Origin of the sequence: Kitasatospora purpeofusca (genome assembly GCF_036010405.1) — a bacterium.
Lineage (GTDB): Bacteria > Actinomycetota > Actinomycetes > Streptomycetales > Streptomycetaceae > Kitasatospora > Kitasatospora purpeofusca.
Genome location: NZ_CP108561.1, coordinates 6483822 through 6500483, shown reverse-complemented (window position 1 = coordinate 6500483; position 16662 = coordinate 6483822). Strand labels below are relative to the sequence as shown.

At 75.5% G+C, this 16662-nt stretch carries 11 protein-coding genes; 4 read left to right on the top strand and 7 right to left on the bottom strand.

What is annotated here, in order from left to right; translation table 11 throughout:
* Positions 1-56 precede the first annotated feature (56 nt).
* From OG715_RS28465 to OG715_RS28455, 3 genes are all read left to right on the top strand, one after another.
* The gene (locus OG715_RS28465; protein WP_266274412.1) at positions 57-710 is read left to right on the top strand and encodes an amino acid ABC transporter permease; all 654 of its coding nucleotides are present in this window, start codon (positions 57-59) and stop codon (positions 708-710) included.
* A complete protein-coding gene (locus OG715_RS28460) occupies positions 707-1558 on the top strand; it encodes an amino acid ABC transporter permease (protein ID WP_266274413.1) in 852 nt (283 codons plus the stop codon). The genes OG715_RS28465 and OG715_RS28460 overlap by 4 nt, the downstream gene beginning before the upstream one ends.
* A gap of 134 nt (positions 1559-1692) precedes the next feature.
* Complete coding sequence (locus tag OG715_RS28455) at positions 1693-3609, top strand: FAD-dependent monooxygenase (RefSeq protein ID WP_266274414.1); 1917 nt, start codon at positions 1693-1695, stop codon at positions 3607-3609.
* A 57-nt stretch (positions 3610-3666) separates the two neighbouring features.
* Here OG715_RS28455 and rny read toward each other — a convergent pair whose 3' ends face one another.
* From rny to OG715_RS28420, 7 genes are all read right to left on the bottom strand, one after another.
* Entirely contained in the window at positions 3667-5118 is a 1452-nt protein-coding gene (gene rny, locus OG715_RS28450) for a ribonuclease Y (RefSeq protein ID WP_266274415.1), read from the bottom strand.
* Positions 5119-5352: 234 nt separating this feature from the next.
* A complete protein-coding gene (locus OG715_RS28445) occupies positions 5353-6384 on the bottom strand; it encodes a regulatory protein RecX (RefSeq protein WP_323182240.1) in 1032 nt (343 codons plus the stop codon).
* 4 nt (positions 6385-6388) lie between these two features.
* On the bottom strand, positions 6389-7510 hold the full coding sequence (recA, locus tag OG715_RS28440) for a recombinase RecA (protein WP_266274416.1): 1122 nt from the start codon (positions 7508-7510) through the stop codon (positions 6389-6391).
* 154 nt (positions 7511-7664) lie between these two features.
* Positions 7665-8807, bottom strand: coding sequence for an AI-2E family transporter (locus OG715_RS28435; RefSeq protein WP_323182241.1), 1143 nt, complete (start codon positions 8805-8807; stop codon positions 7665-7667).
* Positions 8808-9047: 240 nt separating this feature from the next.
* Positions 9048-9242 (bottom strand): DUF3046 domain-containing protein, encoded by a 195-nt coding sequence (locus tag OG715_RS28430; protein WP_266274417.1) that lies wholly within the window; start codon positions 9240-9242, stop codon positions 9048-9050.
* A gap of 68 nt (positions 9243-9310) precedes the next feature.
* Positions 9311-9871, bottom strand: a complete 561-nt coding sequence (locus OG715_RS28425) for a GNAT family N-acetyltransferase (RefSeq protein ID WP_266274418.1) — start codon at positions 9869-9871, stop codon at positions 9311-9313.
* Between the two features lie 131 nt (positions 9872-10002).
* Positions 10003-11664, bottom strand: a complete 1662-nt coding sequence (locus tag OG715_RS28420) for a S8 family serine peptidase (protein ID WP_266274419.1) — start codon at positions 11662-11664, stop codon at positions 10003-10005.
* A gap of 203 nt (positions 11665-11867) precedes the next feature.
* Between OG715_RS28420 and OG715_RS28415 the strand changes: the two genes are divergently transcribed.
* On the top strand, positions 11868-16619 hold the full coding sequence (locus OG715_RS28415) for a DEAD/DEAH box helicase (RefSeq protein WP_266274420.1): 4752 nt from the start codon (positions 11868-11870) through the stop codon (positions 16617-16619).
* Positions 16620-16662: the final 43 nt, after the last annotated feature.

Genomic DNA, 16662 nt, shown 5'->3' with positions numbered 1-16662 from the left:
ACGGATCCGTGCAGATCTCCCCCGAGTCGACGAACCCCTGAGAGGAGGGCCGCCGGATGGGCTTCCTGTTCGAGGACGGCAACTTCGCGCTGTTCCGCGACGGCTTCCTGCAGACGATCGAGCTGAGCGCGCTCAGCGCGCTGCTCGCCCTGCTGCTGGGCACCCTGCTGGCGGCCTTCCGGGTCTCCCCCGTCCCCGTCCTGCGTGCCTTCGGCACCGGCTGGGTGACGATCTTCCGCAACACCCCGCTGACCGTGCTGTTCTTCGCCGTCACCTTCGGCCTGCCGCCGCTCGGCGTGCACTTCAGCCACCTGGTGTTCGCGGTGCTGGCGCTCGGCGGCTACACCGCGGCGTTCGTCTGCGAGGTCCTGCGCTCCGGCATCAACACGGTGCCGATAGGTCAGGCCGAGGCGGCCCGCAGCCTCGGCCTGACCTTCGGCCAGACCCTCACCCAGATCGTCCTGCCGCAGGCGGCCAGGACGGTGCTGGCCCCGATGAGCAGCGTGTTCATCGCGCTGCCGAGGAACTCGGCGATCGCCGGCGCGTTCAGCGTCAGCGAGCTGTACAGCGTCCAGCAGGGCTTCTCCGACGGGGACGGCTACTCGATCTTCGCGATCTTCTTCTGGGTCGCCTGCGCCTACCTGCTGATCAGTGCCGCCGTCGCCCTGCTGTTCCGTTTCCTGGAGTCCCGACTGGCGGTGGCCCGATGAGCAAGCTCTTCACCCGCTCGACGACGGCCGGCGTCCTCTACGACGCCCCCGGCCCGAAGGCGCGCGCCCGCAACCGGATCTTCGGGGTGCTCTCGCTGCTCGGCATCGCCGGACTGTTCTGGTACGTCTTCCTCACGCTGAACGACAACGGCCAGTTCGACGCCGGGCTCTGGGACGCGTTCCAGTACACGACCATCCAGCAGCGGATCGTCGACGGCCTGGTCGCCACACTCCAGGCCTTCGGGCTGGCGGCGGTGCTCTCGCTGGTACTGGGCGCGCTGCTGGCGGCCGGGCAGCTCTCCGAGCACAAGCCGGTGCGCTGGGTGTGCGTCTCGGTGGTCCAGTTCTTCCGGGCGATGCCGCTGCTGATCCTGATCGTCGCGCTCTACTACGGCTTCTTCGCCAAGGAGCCGATGTGGGCCTTGGTGCTCGGCCTCACCCTCTACAACGGCTCGGTGCAGGCGGAGATCATCCGCAGCGGCGTCAACGCGGTGCCGCGCGGCCAGGGCGAGGCGGCCTACGCACTCGGTATGCGCAAGACCCAGGTGATGACCGGCATCCTGGTCCCGCAGGCGGTCCGCTCGATGCTGCCCACGATGATCGGCCAGCTGGTCGTCACCCTCAAGGACACCTCGCTGGGCGCCATCATCACCTACCACGAGCTGCTCTTCGTGGGTAAGGCCATCGCCACCCAGCCGCTCAACTCCGCGGGCTTCCCCTACATCCCCGTGGTCCTGGTGATCGGCCCCATCTACATCGCGATGTGCCTCCTGCTCACCGCGCTCGCCCGGTGGATCGAGGCACGTGGCCGACGCGGCGCGAACCGGCGCACTTCAGCTGCTGCTTGACGGACACGCAGGTGAACTGTTGCATTGCTCTTCGTGACACCATCCGGGAGCATCCACGCGGCATATGACGGCAGGCTGACGGCCGGTCCGTGCTCCGAGATCCACGGCGCCCGCCCGGGCCCGGAGGGACCGGCATGGACCCGGTGATCGTGGTCGGGGCCGGGCCGGTCGGCCTGGCCCTGGCCCTCGCCCTGGCCCGGCACGAGGTGCCGACCGTCGTCCTCGACGAGGGCTCCGGGCTCAGCCCCGAGAGCCCTCGCAGCGTCGTCCTCGGCGCCGACACCGCCTCCTTCCTCACCCGGATCGGCTACGCCCGGGCCGCCTCCGACGCCGCCCGCTGGGACGCCTTCGCCGTCTGGCGCCGCCGCCAGGAGGTGCTCCGGATCGACCTCGCCGACACCCCCGTCCTGCACCTGCCCCAGCACCGCCTCCAGCGCGGCCTCCGCGACGCCCTCACCGGCAGCCCGCTGGTCAGGGTGGTCCCGCTGCACCGGGTCACCCGGCTCGAACAGGACCGCGACGGCGTCAACGTGCTCACCCGCAATCCGCAGGACGGCACCGAGAACTGGTGGCGCGGCAGCCATCTGGTCGGCTGCGACGGCGCCCGCTCGGCCGTCCGCAAACTGCTGAAGATCCGCTTCCCCGGGCGGCCCGCCGTCGACCGCAGCGCGATCGCCACCGTCCGGGTCGACCTGCCGTTCACCGAGCCCCGGCTGCACCGCGAGCCGCCGTGGCGCGGCGACCGCGAGGCCACCGCCCGCCCACTGCCGGACGGCGTCTGGCGGCTGGACTGGCGGCTCCCCCCGGGCCGGCCCGCCCCCGCCGAACCGGTCGACCCGCACGCCACCTGGCCCGGCATCGTCACCGGCGACACCCTGCTCACCAGGGTCTCCTCCACCCTCACCGGCTGGTGCGGCGAACTCCCGGAGTTCGACCTGCTCGCCGCCGCCGACCACACCGCCCAGCAGCGGCTGGCCGCCCGGTTCCGGGTCGGCCGCTGCTTCCTGGCCGGCGACGCCGCCCATCTGCACGGCGCGCTCGGCATGCAGAACCTCACCGACGGACTGCGCGACGCCGACAACCTGGCCTGGCGGCTCGCCCTCGCCTGGCACCTCCACTCGGGCGGTCCGCAGCCCGGCGGCTCCCTGCTCGACGGCTACGAGGCCGAACGCCGCGGGGCGGTCGGCGCCCGGCTGCGCGCCGTCGACCAGGCCATGCCGCTGCTGCGCCCGCTGCGCGGCTGGGCCCAGACCCGGCGCTCGCTGCTCACCGGGTCCTTCCGCAAGCACGCGCCGATGCTCGCCGACGGGCACCTCGGCACCGGGCGGTTCGGCGGCGCCCCCGCCTATCCGGCCGCCCCCTCCGGCGTGCCCGGACGGGTCCCGGTCCAGCGCGGCGCCCGCGGCACCACCTCGCTCAGCGAACTGCTGCCCGCCACCTCCCCCGGGGTGCTCGTCCCCGACCTGCCGGTAGTGGCCACCGACGGCACCCCCGACCGGTTGCACTCCCGGCTCGGCGCCGGCTTCCTGCTGCTGCTGGTCGCTCCCGGCACCGCCGTCTGGTCCGCCGAACGCTGGCTGGGCGCCGGGCTGATGCCCCGGCTGGCCGAGGTCGCCGCCGCGCTGCCGGTGCCGGCCGAGGTCCTGGTCACCGAGGCCTACCCGGGTGCCGGCCCGCACACCGTGCTGCTGATCCGGCCCGACGGCCATCTGGTCGGGGTCACCCAGGGCGCGGCGGCGGAGGACCTCCAGGCGCTGGCCGACGGGGCCAGGGGCGGCCCGGCCTCGCTCCCCGGCGGACCCGAGCAGGAGGCCCCGGCCTCCGGACCGGCCGCGCCCGGGGCCGCGTCCACCGGCCCGGCACCCAACGGCGCCAAGACCTCCGGCGCCACGGCCCCCGGTGCAGAGGCCAACGGTGCCACGGCCAACGGTGCCACGGCCAAGGGTGCAAAGGCCCCCGGCCCGGTCGTCACCGGGCCGGTCGCCGCCGCTCCTCCCGCTGCCGCTCCGGCCACCGGGCCGTTCCCGCCGGTCCGCCCGTCCGGGCGCTGACCGGGCACCGACCCGGCGGCGGCCGGACCGCCGCCGTCGGGCTCCGGAGGACACGCCCTACCGGGCCACCTCGGTCGCCCGGCTCTCGCGCACCACGGTGACCCGGATCTGGCCCGGATAGGTCAGCTCCTCGGCGACCTGCTTGGCGACCTCACGGGCGATCACCTGCGCCCCGAGGTCGTCCACCACCTCCGGCCGGACCATCACCCGCACCTCCCGACCGGCCTGCATCGCGTAGACGGTGGCCACACCGTCGTGCGCCCGGGCGATCTCCTCCAACCGCTCCAGCCGCCGCACATACGCCTCCAGCGACTCCTTGCGCGCGCCCGGCCGAGCGCCCGAGCAGGCGTCGGCCGCCTGGGTGAGCACCGCCTCCACCGTCCGGGGCTCCACCTCGCCGTGGTGCGCGGCGATCGCGTGCACCACGTCCGCCGATTCGCCGAACCGCCGGGCCAGGTCGGCGCCGATCGCCGCATGGCTGCCCTGGACCTCGTGGGTCAGCGCCTTGCCGATGTCGTGCAGCAGCGCCGCGCGCCGCACCGGCTCCGGGTCCACCCCGAGTTCGGCGGCCATCATCCCGGCCAGGTGCGCCGACTCCACCAGGTGGCCGAGCACGTTCTGCCCGTACGAGGCCCGGTAGCGCAGGGTGCCGAGGGTGCGGACCAGCTCCGGGTCCATGGCGCCGACCCGGACGGCGAGCAGAGCGTCCTCACCGGCCCGCACGCAGCGGCGCTCGACCTCGGCCCGGCTGCGCTCGTGCACGTGCTCGATCCGCAGCGGGTGGATCCGGCCGTCCTCCACCAGCTGTTCCAGGGTGAGCCGGGCGGTCTCCCGGCGGACCGGGTCGAAGCAGGAGAGCTGCACCACCGAGGGTGTGTCGTCGATGATCAGATTGACGCCGGTGACGGCCTCGAAGGTCCGGATGTTGCGGCCCTCGCGTCCGATCACCCGGCCCTTCATCTCCTCGTTGGGCAGCCGGAACACCGACACGGCGGTCTCGGCGGTCTGTTCGGCCGCCAGCCGCTGGATCGCCCCGGCCAGGATGCCCCGGGCCCGCTGCTCGCCCTCCTCGCGGGCGGCGCGCTCGATCTCCCGGACGGTGACCGCCGCCTCCCGGCGGGCCTCCGACTCGGCCTCCCGGACGAGTTCGGCGCGGGCCTCGGCGGCGGAGAGCCCGGCGGTCCGCTCCAGCTCGGCCGCCCGGCGCCGGAGGAGTTCTCCGGCCTCCGCCGCGGTGCGGGCCAACGCGGCCGAGCGCTCGGCGAGTTCGTCCTCGCGGGTGCGCAGCCGGTCGAGCTCCCCGGCCAGCCGCTCCTCGCGCCGGTCGAGTTCGGCCCGCAGCCGGTCGGCCTGCTGCTCGGTCTGCCGCCGGGCCCGTTCGGCCGCCGCGGCGGCGCGACGGCGCGCGACCCTCGACTGCCGGACCAGTAGCCAGGCTGTCGCCAGGGCCACCAGCAGGACGGCCGCCGAAAGCGAGGCGGCCGATCCGGCGCTCACCGCGATCCTCATGCTGCCCACTCCCCGTCCCGCCGCGGCACACCGCCCGGGACCACCGCGCGGCCGCCCGGAACCGCCCGGTCACAGGCATGGCCGGGCATACGGCCGGGTGCGGCCGAGGGACGATCGACGTGCTCCCGCACTGAGTGCGAGGCTAGGCGCGGGTTACGAAACGGTCAAGACTGGCCAGGTAGTTGACCAACCCTCGGGTAACAGTCGGGGCGTACCGGGCCGACCGGGAGGGCCTCAGTCCTCGTAGCCGGCGCCGTCGTCGCCGTACTCGTCCTCGTCCTCGTCCATGGACCCCTCCGCGTCCAGGGCGTCGCGGACCACCCGGAAGGCCAGACCCTCGGAGTAGCCGCGCCGGGCGAGCAGTCCGACCAGCCGGCGGGTGCGGGTCTGCCGCTCCAGACCCCGGGTGGCCCGCAGCCGCCGGTCGACCAGGGCCCGGGCCGCCTCGGTCTCGTCGTCGTGGTCGAGCTGGGCCAGGGCCTGCTCGGCGAGCTCGCCGGAGATGCCCTTGGTCCGCAGCTCCTGCGCCAGCGCACGCCGGGACAGACCTCGGACGCTGTGCCGGGACTCCACCCAGGCCCGGGCGAAGGCCGCGTCGTCGATCAGCCCGACCTCCTCCAGCCGGGTCAGCACCTCCTCCGCGACCTCGTCCGGGATCTCCCGCTTGCGCAGGGCGTCGCCGAGCTGCTTGCGGCTCTTGGCCGCGCCCGTGAGCAGCCGCAGGCAGATGTCCCGCGCGCGGCTCTCGGGATCGGCCGGCTCCTCGGCCCGGGCACCGCGGCCCGCGCCTCGACGGCCCGGAGCCCGGTCCGCACCGTCGTGGCCCCGGCCCCCGGAGTCACCGGCCCCCCGGGTACGGCCGGACCGGCGCCTCGGACGCTCCTCCGGGAACGCCGGAGCGGGGTCGGCCGCACCCCCGTGACCGTCCGACCCCGCACCCTCGCCCCGGCCGCCCCCGACGGCCGCGCCGCTCTCGGCCTCCAGCGCCGAGCGCCGCCGACGCCGCCCCGCGGGCAGGTCGGAAGCCTGGACCAAGCCCAGCTCGCCCGTGTCCGCCGGGCGGGCCGCCGGGCGCTTCACCGCCCGGGCCCGCTCCGGCGCGGGCTCCCACTCCGGCTGCCACGCCGATTGCGACCGGCCTCCCGGCCGGGGCCGCGACTCGGACCGGGGCTCGGCCTGCGGCCCCGCGACGGCCGCGAACCAGTCCGGCGGCCCGTGGTCGTCGTCCTCCTCCTCGGGGCCGACCGGCCCACTGTGCTGCGTCAACGACTCAGGCCTTGGCGGCGGCCGCCGTCGTCTTCTTCGCCGCGGCCGTCTTGGCGGCGGTCGCGGTGATCGGCTTGGCCGCGCCCTCGGCGCCACCCGCCGCCGCCTCGGCCTCGGCCGGCTCCTCCACCTTCGGGCCGATGCCCAGCTTGCTCTTGATCTTCCGCTCGATCTCGTCCGCCAGCTGCGGGTTGTCCCGCAGGAAGTTGCGGGCGTTCTCCTTGCCCTGGCCGAGCTGGTCGCCCTCGTAGGTGTACCAGGCGCCCGACTTGCGGATGAAGCCGTGCTCCACGCCCATGTCGATCAGGCCGCCCTCGCGGCTGATGCCCACGCCGTAGAGGATGTCGAACTCGGCCTGCTTGAACGGCGCGGCGACCTTGTTCTTGACGACCTTGACCCGGGTGCGGTTGCCGACCGCCTCGGTGCCGTCCTTCAGGGTCTCGATCCGGCGGATGTCCAGCCGGACCGAGGCGTAGAACTTCAGCGCCCGGCCACCGGTCGTGGTCTCCGGCGAGCCGAACATCACGCCGATCTTCTCGCGCAGCTGGTTGATGAAGATCGCGGTGGTGTTCGACTGGTTCAGCGCACCGGCGATCTTCCGCAGTGCCTGGCTCATCAGCCGGGCCTGCAGACCGACGTGGGAGTCGCCCATCTCGCCCTCGATCTCGGCGCGCGGCACGAGTGCCGCCACCGAGTCGATGATCACCAGGTCGACCGCGCCGGAGCGGATCAGCATGTCCGTGATCTCCAGCGCCTGCTCACCGGTGTCCGGCTGGCTGACCAGCAGGGCGTCGGTGTCCACGCCGAGCTTCTTGGCGTACTCCGGGTCGAGCGCGTGCTCCGCGTCGACGAAGGCGACCGTGCCGCCGGCCCGCTGGGCGTTGGCCGCGATGTGCAGGGTCAGCGTGGTCTTGCCGGAGGACTCGGGGCCGTAGATCTCGACCACCCGGCCGCGCGGGATGCCGCCGACCCCGAGGGCGACGTCCAGGGCGGTGGAACCGGTGGAGATCACCTCGATCGGCTCGTTCGCCTTCTCGCCGAGGCGCATCACCGAGCCCTTGCCGAACTGGCGCTCGATCTGGGCGAGCGCCGTCTCAAGGGCCTTCTCGCGGTCCGTACCTGCCATGGCTTCCACCCTCGGGTTCTGTGCTGTGCGCTTCATCGTCCTCGACGCTAGCGCCTCCCACCGACAATCGGCCCCGACCGGGCTCTGCCTGGGGGAAACTCTGCGCCGGAGAGTACAAAGAACAAGTGTTCGAATCAAGCCAGGGCCGTTCGGACTACTTCCTCCCGGAGTCGCCGCCGACCATCCGCCGCAGCCGCCTGGCTGCCTCCCGGCGCAGCTCCCGGCGGTGCCGGCGCTGCTCGCCGCGGTCGATCCGCGGGTCCGTGGCCACCTCGTAGCGGCGCACGTACGTCCCGACGAAGCCCTGCAGGGTGGCCGCCGCCGGGATCGCGATCAGCGCGCCGACCGCGCCCAGCAGCGCCGCACCGGCGATCACCGAGCCGAACGCCACCGCCGGGTGCACGTCGACGGTCCGCGCCGTGATCCGCGGGTGCAGCAGGTAGTTCTCGATCTGCTGGTAGACCACCACGAAGGCCAGCACCCAGAGCGCGTCCACCGGCTGCGAGGTGGTGAGCGCCACCAGCACCGGCAGCGCCCCGGCGAGATAGGTGCCGATGGTCGGCACGAACTGCGACATGACGCCGACCCAGACCGCGAGCGCGGCCGCGTACGGCAGGTCCAGCAGCGCGAACATCACCCAGTGCCCGAGCGCCGACACCACCGCGAGCAGGGCCCGCGAGTAGAGGTAGCCGCCGGTCTTGGCGAGCGCGATCTCCCAGGCCCGCAGCACCTCCGCCTGCTTGGCGGGCGGGAGCATCGAGCAGACGGTCCGCCGCACCCGGGGCCCGTCGGCGGTGAAGTAGAAGGTGAAGAGGCCGACGGTGAAGGCCTGGAAGAGCCCGCCGATCAGGGTCGAGGAGACGCCCCAGACGTTGTCCGCGGCCTGCTGGGCGTAGGTCTCGATCGCGCCGGAGTCCTTGAGCAGCTTCTTCTGCAGCTCGTCCAGCGAGAGGTCCTGGTGGAAGGTGCTGTTGATCCAGGCGATCAGGTTGTCCAACAGGTGGGGCAGGTCGCCGGCGATCTTCGCGACCTGGTCGACCAGCAGGGTGCCGAGCGCGGTCAGGAACCCGGCCACGGCGATCGCCACCGCCACGAAGACCAGGAAGGTGCCGATGCCCCGGCGCACCCCCCGGGCCGCCATCCGGTCCACCGCCGGCTCCAGCGCCAGCGAGAGGAAGAACGAGACCAGCAGCATCACGAAGAGGTCGATCAGCTGGTGGAAGGCCCAGTCGGCGAGCTGGAACACCCCGACCAGGACCAGGGCGAGCACCATCGCCCGCGGCAGCCAGCGCGGCATCCCGGAACCCCAGAGACCGTCACCCGCGGTCCGGGTCCCGGCCGGTCCCTCGGGCGGGCCGGGCGGAGAGGCGGGCGGAGGGCCCGCGGCCTCGTCGGCGACCTGCGCCGACCTGTCCGAATTCTGCTGTTCTGCACTCCTTGCCACCCGCACAGTTTGACCCATGCCCGACGAACGTTCGAGCATCGGCGAAGGGTTCGCCGGAGCGGGGTCGGGACCGGTCCGGCCCGGCGGCCGGGGTCAGCGGAGCACGCCGGAGACGCCCTGGGTCTCGCAGACGACCCGCCAGACGTCCTTGGCCTCGTGGCCGGCGTCCAACGCCTGCCGGACGGTCCGCCCGCCCAGCTCGCTCATCACATGGTCGCTCGCGAAGGACTCCGCGTACGCCTCGCCGAAGTGCTCGTACATTCGCCGCCAGAACTCCGTCAGCCTCATGCCCCCCAGTATCCCGGACCGTCCGCCGACCGGTCCGGGGCTCCGGCCGCTCGGGCCGCTCCGGCCCGTCAGCCTGCCCGGGTCCGCCAGTCGGCGGCCGTCAGCGCGTACTCGACCTCGCCGTGCTCGCTGCCCGGGACCGCCTCCGGGTAGTCCTCCTGGAAGGTACGCACGTACGACAGTCCGGCCTTCTCCATCACCCGCCGGGAACCGCCGTTGACCGCCATCGTGTACGCCACCACCCGCTCCACGCCCAGCCCGGTGAAGCCCCGGCGGACCAGCGCCCGGGAGCCCTCGGTGGCGTAGCCGTGCCCCCAGGCCGCGCGGCGCAGCCGGTAGCCCAGCTCGACCTCGGCGCGGTCGCCCTCGACCGGCCGGAACTCGAACCAGCCGAGGAAGGCCCCGCCCTCCCGCTCCTCGGCGGCCCACCAGCCGAGGTCGCCGAAGCGCCGGTAGTGGTCGAAGTAGAGCGGCAGCAGGGTGTCCTCGACCACCGCGCGCGGGGTGGGCCGGCCACCGCTGAGGTAGCGGGTCACCTCCGGGTCGGCGTCCAGTTCCACCAGGGCGTCCACGTCGGCGGCGGTGAAGCGGCGCAGCACCAGCCGCTCGGTGGTGAGGAAGGTGTCCATCCCCCGATCCTCGGCCCGCCGGCCCCGCCCCGTCACGCGGTTTTCCGCGGCCCTCCGTGCCCGCACCGCCGTCCGTGCCCGCACCGCCGTCCGCCGCACCCTCCGCCGTCCGACGCGGCTGCGGCAGCGGCTCAGTGCGGCAGCACCAGCGTCCCGGCGCCGTAGAACTCGTGGTCGCCGCAGACGTGCGGCCCGGGCGGGCAGGCGGCCGCCGCGTCCGCGGCGAGCAGGGCGGCCAGCCGGTCGGAGCCCCAGTCCGGGTGCAGCGCGGCGGCCACCGCGACGGCGCCGGTGACGTGCGCGGCGGCCATCGAGGTGCCGGCCAGCGCGGCGTACCGGCCGCCGGGCCAGTCGGAGACCACCGCCCCCCGGGCCCCTCCGTCCGGGTCCCCGCCGGGGGCGGCCAGCGAGACGTGGCCGCGCCCGTAGTTGGTGTACGCGGACGGACGGCCGTCCCGGTCGACGGCGGTCACCGTGACCACGCCGGGCAGTTCGCCGGGCAGCCGGACGCACTCGGGGCCGACGTGGCGGGACTGCGGCGGGCCGGTCGTGCGGTCGTTGGGGCTGCGCTCGTCGGTGCGGGGCGCGCCGAGGTCCTGCGCGTCGTTGCCCGCCGAGGCGACCACCACCGCGCCCTTCCCCCGGGCGTACTCGACGGCCCGGCCGACGGCGGCGGTCAGCGCGGCCTGGTCGGGGTCCTCGGGGCAGTTGTACTTCCACGGGTCGGCGAAGTAGCTGTTGTTGATCGCCCTGGCGCCGTGGTCGGCCGCCCAGAGCATGCCGCAGACGATGTTCTCGGCGTAGTACTGGCCGAGCGGACCGAGCAGCCGGACGGCGGCGATCCGCACGCCGGGCGCGACCCCGCTGACGCCGCGGCCGTCCCTGGCCGCGCCGACGATCCCGGCGACATGGGTGCCGTGGCCGCTCTCGCCGACCCCGGCGTCGGGGCGCCAGGCGCCGGTCCTGGCGTCGGGGCGGCCGTCGGCGCAGGAGGCGGAGCTCCTCGGGTCGACGGCGGCGCGCAGATCGGGGTGGGTGTCGTCGACGCCGGAGTCGAGGACGGCGACCAGAACCTTGCGCAGGGCGTCGGCGGCGGGGGCTCTGGTGCCGCGCAGCAGGTTGGGGGTGGCGTCCCCGGCGGCGGGGGCGGCGCCGAGCAGCGCGAGGTTCCAGGCGTCCTGCTCGCCGGGGTCCGGGACGGTGGCGGTGGCATCGTCCCCGCCGTCCCCGCCCCGGTTCCCGCCCCCGACGCCGCCTCGGACGCCGTTCCCGTCGGCGGCGCGTCCGGGCGGCACCCGGTCACCGGCCGCCCGGTCACCGGCCGCCGGGTCCGCCCCGGCCCGGAAGTCGCCGGCGCCGTCCAGCGGCCGGGGCGGCCCGGGCACCGGCGAGGTACGGCTGGCCCCGACCGCGGCCACCCCGGGCCGGCCCCGGACCTTCTCGGCGAAGCCCCCGCCGGCGTACGCGAGCACCATCCCGATCTGCGGGTACTCCTGGACCACCTGCCCCCCGGCGGCCCGGGCCTCGGCGGCCGCGTGCGCGGCCCCGTCGGCGTCGGCCCGCTCGGCGAGCACCAGGTAGCTGAGGTAGGAGCGGCCCGGCCCGGCGACGTAGGGCACGGCGCCGCCGACGACCAGCGCGGTCAGCAGCATCGCGAGCAGGACCCGGAGCGGCACCCGCCCGCGGCGCCGGACCGGCCGCCCGGGACCGACCGCCCGAACGGGCACAGCGAGCGGGCCGGCGCCGGGGGCCGGGAGAGGACCGCCGCGGCCGGACGGGTCCGCCTGCGCCATGGCACGGTCTCCGCTCGTCGGTCCCGGCGGCCGCGCCGGAGCCGGCCGGCCACCGGAGGGCTGATCATCACAGGAGCATCACAGTGGTAAGAATCATCACCATATGGTCCGTTTGTCCGACTCGCCTTCCCGATTGCCCCGAACGGCCACCGCCCCGCCACCGCCCGGCCCGCGTTGTCAGTGCCACCCGGCACCATGGGGGCATGGCGACCGCGCACCCGACCCCGCCCCCCGCCGACCCGCTGGCCGGCTTCGCCCCGGCCACCCGGGCCTGGTTCACGGGTGCCTTCTCCGCGCCGACCGCCGCCCAGGCCGAGGCCTGGCGCGCCATCGGCCGGGGCACCGACGTGCTCGTGGTCGCCCCCACCGGCTCCGGCAAGACCCTCGCGGCCTTCCTCTCCGCACTGGACCGGCTCAGCAGCACCCCGCCCCCGGCCGAGCCCGGCCGCCGCTGCCGGGTCCTCTACATCTCCCCGCTCAAGGCCCTCGCGGTGGACGTCGAGCGCAACCTCCGCGCCCCGCTGGCCGGACTGCGCCAGGCCGCCGTCCGGCTCGGCCTGCCCGAGCCGGAGGTCCAGGTCGGCATCCGCTCCGGCGACACCCCGGCCGCCGACCGCCGACGCTTCGCCACCCACCCGCCGGACATCCTCATCACCACCCCCGAGTCGCTCTTCCTGCTGCTCACCTCCGCCGCCCGGGAGGCCCTGCGCGGCGTGGACACGGTGATCCTGGACGAGGTGCACGCCGTCGCCGGCACCAAGCGCGGCGCCCACCTCGCCCTCTCCCTGGAGCGGCTGGACGAGCTGCTCGACCGCCCGGCCCGCCGGATCGGCCTGTCCGCCACCGTCCGCCCGGTCGAGGAGGTGGCCCGCTTCCTCAGCCCCGGGCGCGGCGCCGAGGTGGTCCAGCCGCCCGCCACCAAGGAGTTCGACCTCTCCGTGGTGGTCCCCGTCCCGGACCTCGACGACCTGCCCGCCGCCCCCTCGACCGGCGCCGCCGGTGGCGAGGACCCTCAGCGCAAAGCCTCGATCTGGCCGCACGTCGAGGAGCGCATCGTCGACCTCGTCCAGGCCCACCGCTCGACCATCGTCTTCGCCAACTCCCGCCGCCTCGCCGAGCGGCTCTGCAACCGGCTGAACGAGATCGCCCTGGAGCGGGCCGGCGGCACCCCGCCGCCGGAGGCGCACGCCCCGGCCCTGCTGATGGGCGGCTCCGGCACCGCCCGCGGCGCCCCGCCGGTGATCGCCCGGGCCCACCACGGCTCGGTCTCCAAGGAGCAGCGCGCCCTGGTCGAGGAGGAGCTCAAGGCCGGGCGGCTGCCCGCCGTGGTCGCCACCTCCAGCCTGGAGCTGGGCATCGACATGGGCGCCGTCGAGCTGGTGGTCCAGGTCGAGTCCCCGCCCTCGGTCGCCTCCGGCCTCCAGCGGGTCGGGCGGGCCGGCCACCAGGTCGGCGCCGTCTCCACCGGCGTCGTGTTCCCCAAGTACCGGGGCGACCTCGTCCAGTCCGCCGTGGTCACCGAGCGGATGCGGGCCGGCCGGATCGAGGCGCTGCGCATCCCGCGCAACCCGCTCGACGTGCTCGCCCAGCAGCTGGTCGCGATGACCGGGATGGACACCTGGCAGGTCGACGAGCTGCTCGCCCTGGTCCGCCGGGCCGCGCCGTTCGCGACCCTGCCGCAGTCCGCCTTCGACGCGGTGCTCGACATGCTGGCCGGCCGCTACCCCTCCGACGCCTTCGCCGAGCTGCGCCCCCGCCTGGTCTGGGACCGGGTGGCCGGCACCGTCACCGGCCGCCCCGGCGCCCAGCGGCTCGCCGTCACCTCCGGCGGCACCATCCCCGACCGGGGCCTGTTCGGCGTCTTCATCGCCGGGACGGACGACAGGAAGGGCGCCGGCGGGCGCCGGGTCGGCGAGCTGGACGAGGAGATGGTCTACGAGTCCCGGGTCGGCGACGTCTTCACCCTCGGCACCACCTCCTGGCGGATCGAGGACATCACCCACGACAAGGTGCTGGTCACCCCGGCCCCCGGGGTCCCCGGCCGGCTGCCGTTCTGGAAGGGCGACACCCTCGGCCGCCCGCTCGAACTCGGCCGCGCCCTCGGCGCCTTCACCCGCGAGCTCGGCGCACTCGACCCGGCCGCCGCCACCGAGCGGCTGAAGCGGGCCGGCCTGGACGACTGGGCCGCCGCCAACCTGCTCGACTACCTCGCCGAGCAGCGCACCGCCTGCGGCCACCTCCCCGACGACCGCACCATCGTGGTCGAGCGCTTCCGCGACGAGCTGGGGGACTGGCGGATCGTCGTCCACTCCCCGTTCGGCGCCCAGGTGCACGCCCCCTGGGCGCTCGCCCTGGCCGCCCGGCTGCGCGAGAAGCACGGCCTCGACCCGCAGGTCATGCACGCGGACGACGGCATCGTGCTCCGGCTGCCCGACGCCGACCTGCTCTCGCCCGACTTCGACTTCGGCGCCCCCCTCGCCGCACCGGGCCCCACCGCCGGACCGGCCACCGACGAGGCCCCGGTCGGCGCCGACGCCGCCCTGTTCGACCCGCAGGAGATCGAGCAGCTGGTCACCGACCAGGTCGGCGGCTCCGCCCTGTTCGCCTCCCGCTTCCGCGAGTGCGCCGGCCGCGCCCTGCTGCTCCCGCGCCGCAACCCCGGCAAGCGCACCCCGCTCTGGCAGCAGCGCCGTCGCGCCGCCCAGCTGCTGGAGGTCGCCGCCGAGTACGGCTCCTTCCCGATCGTCCTGGAGGCCGTCCGCGAGTGCCTCCAGGACGTCTTCGACGTCCCCGGCCTGGTCGAGCTGATGGGCGACCTCGAATCCCGGGCCGTCCGCCTGGTAGAGGTCACCACCAACGAGCCCTCCCCGTTCGCCCGCTCACTGCTCTTCGGCTACGTCGCGCAGTTCCTCTACGAGGGCGACTCCCCGCTCGCCGAGCGCCGCGCCGCCGCCCTCTCGCTCGACTCCCGGCTGCTGTCCGAACTCCTCGGCCAGGCCGAGCTGCGGGAGCTGCTGGACCCGGAGGTCCTCGCCGAGCTGGAGGCCGAGCTCCAGCGGCTCACCCCCGAGCGCCGGATCAAGGACGCCGAGGGGGTCGCCGACGCGCTGCGCCTGCTCGGCCCGCTGAGCGAGGCCGAGCTGACCGCCCGCGGCGCCGAACCGCTCCTCGCCCTCGAACTCGAAGCCGCCCGCCGGGTGATCCAGGTCCGGATCTCCGGCGAGCTGCGCTGGGCCGCCGTCGAGGACGCCGGCCGGCTGCGCGACGCCCTCGGCACCCCGCTCCCGGTCGGCGTGCCGGAGGCCTTCACCGAACCGGTCAAGGACCCGCTCGGCGACCTGCTCGCCCGGCACGCCCGCACCCACGGCCCGTTCACCGCCGCCGAGGCCGCCGCCCGCTTCGGCCTCGGCACCGCCGTGGTCACCGGCACCCTGCACCGGCTCACCGCCACCGGCCGCCTGGTCCGGGGCGAGTTCCGCCCCGTCGCCCACCACCCCGCGCCGGAAGCGCCGCACACCGCCCCGGCCGACGGGCACACCGGCGCGGTCGAGTGGTGCGACGCCGAGGTGCTGCGCCGACTGCGCCGCCGTTCGCTGGCGGCCCTGCGCCACGAGGTCGAACCCGTCCCGCCCCGCGCACTGGCCGCCTTCCTGCCGCAGTGGCAGCACCTGGCCGGCCACCGGCTGCGCGGACCGGACGGCCTGCTCCGGGTGGTCGAGCAGCTCCAGGGCTCCGCCCTGCCCGCCTCCGCGCTGGAGAAGCTGATCCTCCCGGCCCGGCTGAGCGACTACTCCCCCGGTCTGCTCGACGAGCTGACGGCGGCCGGCGAGATCGGCTGGGCCGGCGCGGGCGCGCTGCCCGGCAAGGACGGCTGGATCAGCCTGCACCTGGCCGAGAACGCCCATCTGCTGCGGCCCGAGCCCGTCCCGCCCACCGTCACCCCGGTGCACACCGCCCTGCTGGAGGCGCTGGCCGGCGGCTACGGCCTGTTCTTCCGCCAGTTGGTCGCGCACCTCCCGGAGACACCCGAGCCCGAGATCGTCGAGGCCCTGTGGGACCTCGTCTGGGCCGGCTACGTCAGCAACGACACCCTGGCCCCGCTGCGGGCCCTGCTCGGCTCCGGGCGGACGGCCGGCGCCACCGCGCACCGGGCGCCCCGGGCCACCCCGCGCGGCCGCTACGGCGGCGCCGGCCGGCCCCAGGGCCGACTCGGCGGGGCCCTGCGCAGCGGCCCGCCGACGGTGGGCGGGCGCTGGTCGCTGCTGCCCCCGTTCGCCGCCGACCCCACCCTGCGGGCCACCGCCCAGGCCCAGGGCCTGCTGGACCGGCACGGCCTGCTCACCCGGGGCACGGTCGTCGCCGAGCGGGTCCCGGGCGGCTTCGCCGGGGTCTACCGGGTGCTCGCCGCCATGGAGGAGCGCGGCCGGGCCCGCCGGGGCTACTTCGTCGAGGGGCTGGGCGGCGCCCAGTTCGCCATGGAGGGCGCCGCCGACCGGCTGCGCTCGGTCAACGGCCGGCTGGAGCGGGCCCGGGGCGTGGAGTGGCCGGCCGCCCCGGCCGCCGAGCCCCCGCAGGCCCTGGTGCTGGCCGCCGCCGATCCGGCCAACGCCTACGGGGCCGCGCTGCCCTGGCCCGAGCCGCCCGCAGGGGCCGCCGAGACCACGGGCAAGGCGCACCGGCCCGGCCGGAAGGCCGGCGCCCTGGTGGTCCTGGTCGACGGCGAGCTGTGCCTGTACGTCGAGCGCGGCGGCAAGTCCCTGCTGGCCTGGCCGGAGGACGGGGCGACGCTCGCCGCCGCCGCGGCCGCGCTGGCCGGGGCCGCCCGGGCCGGGGCACTCGGCAGCGTGACCGTCGAACGGACCAACGGCGAGCCCGCCCTCGGCTCCGCCCTCGGCGCCGCGCTGGAGGAGGCGGGCTTCCACCCCACTCCGCGCGGTCTGCGGCTGCGCCCCTGAGCGGAGCGCCGACAGCACCGGGAGCACCTGCGCAAGGGGGCCG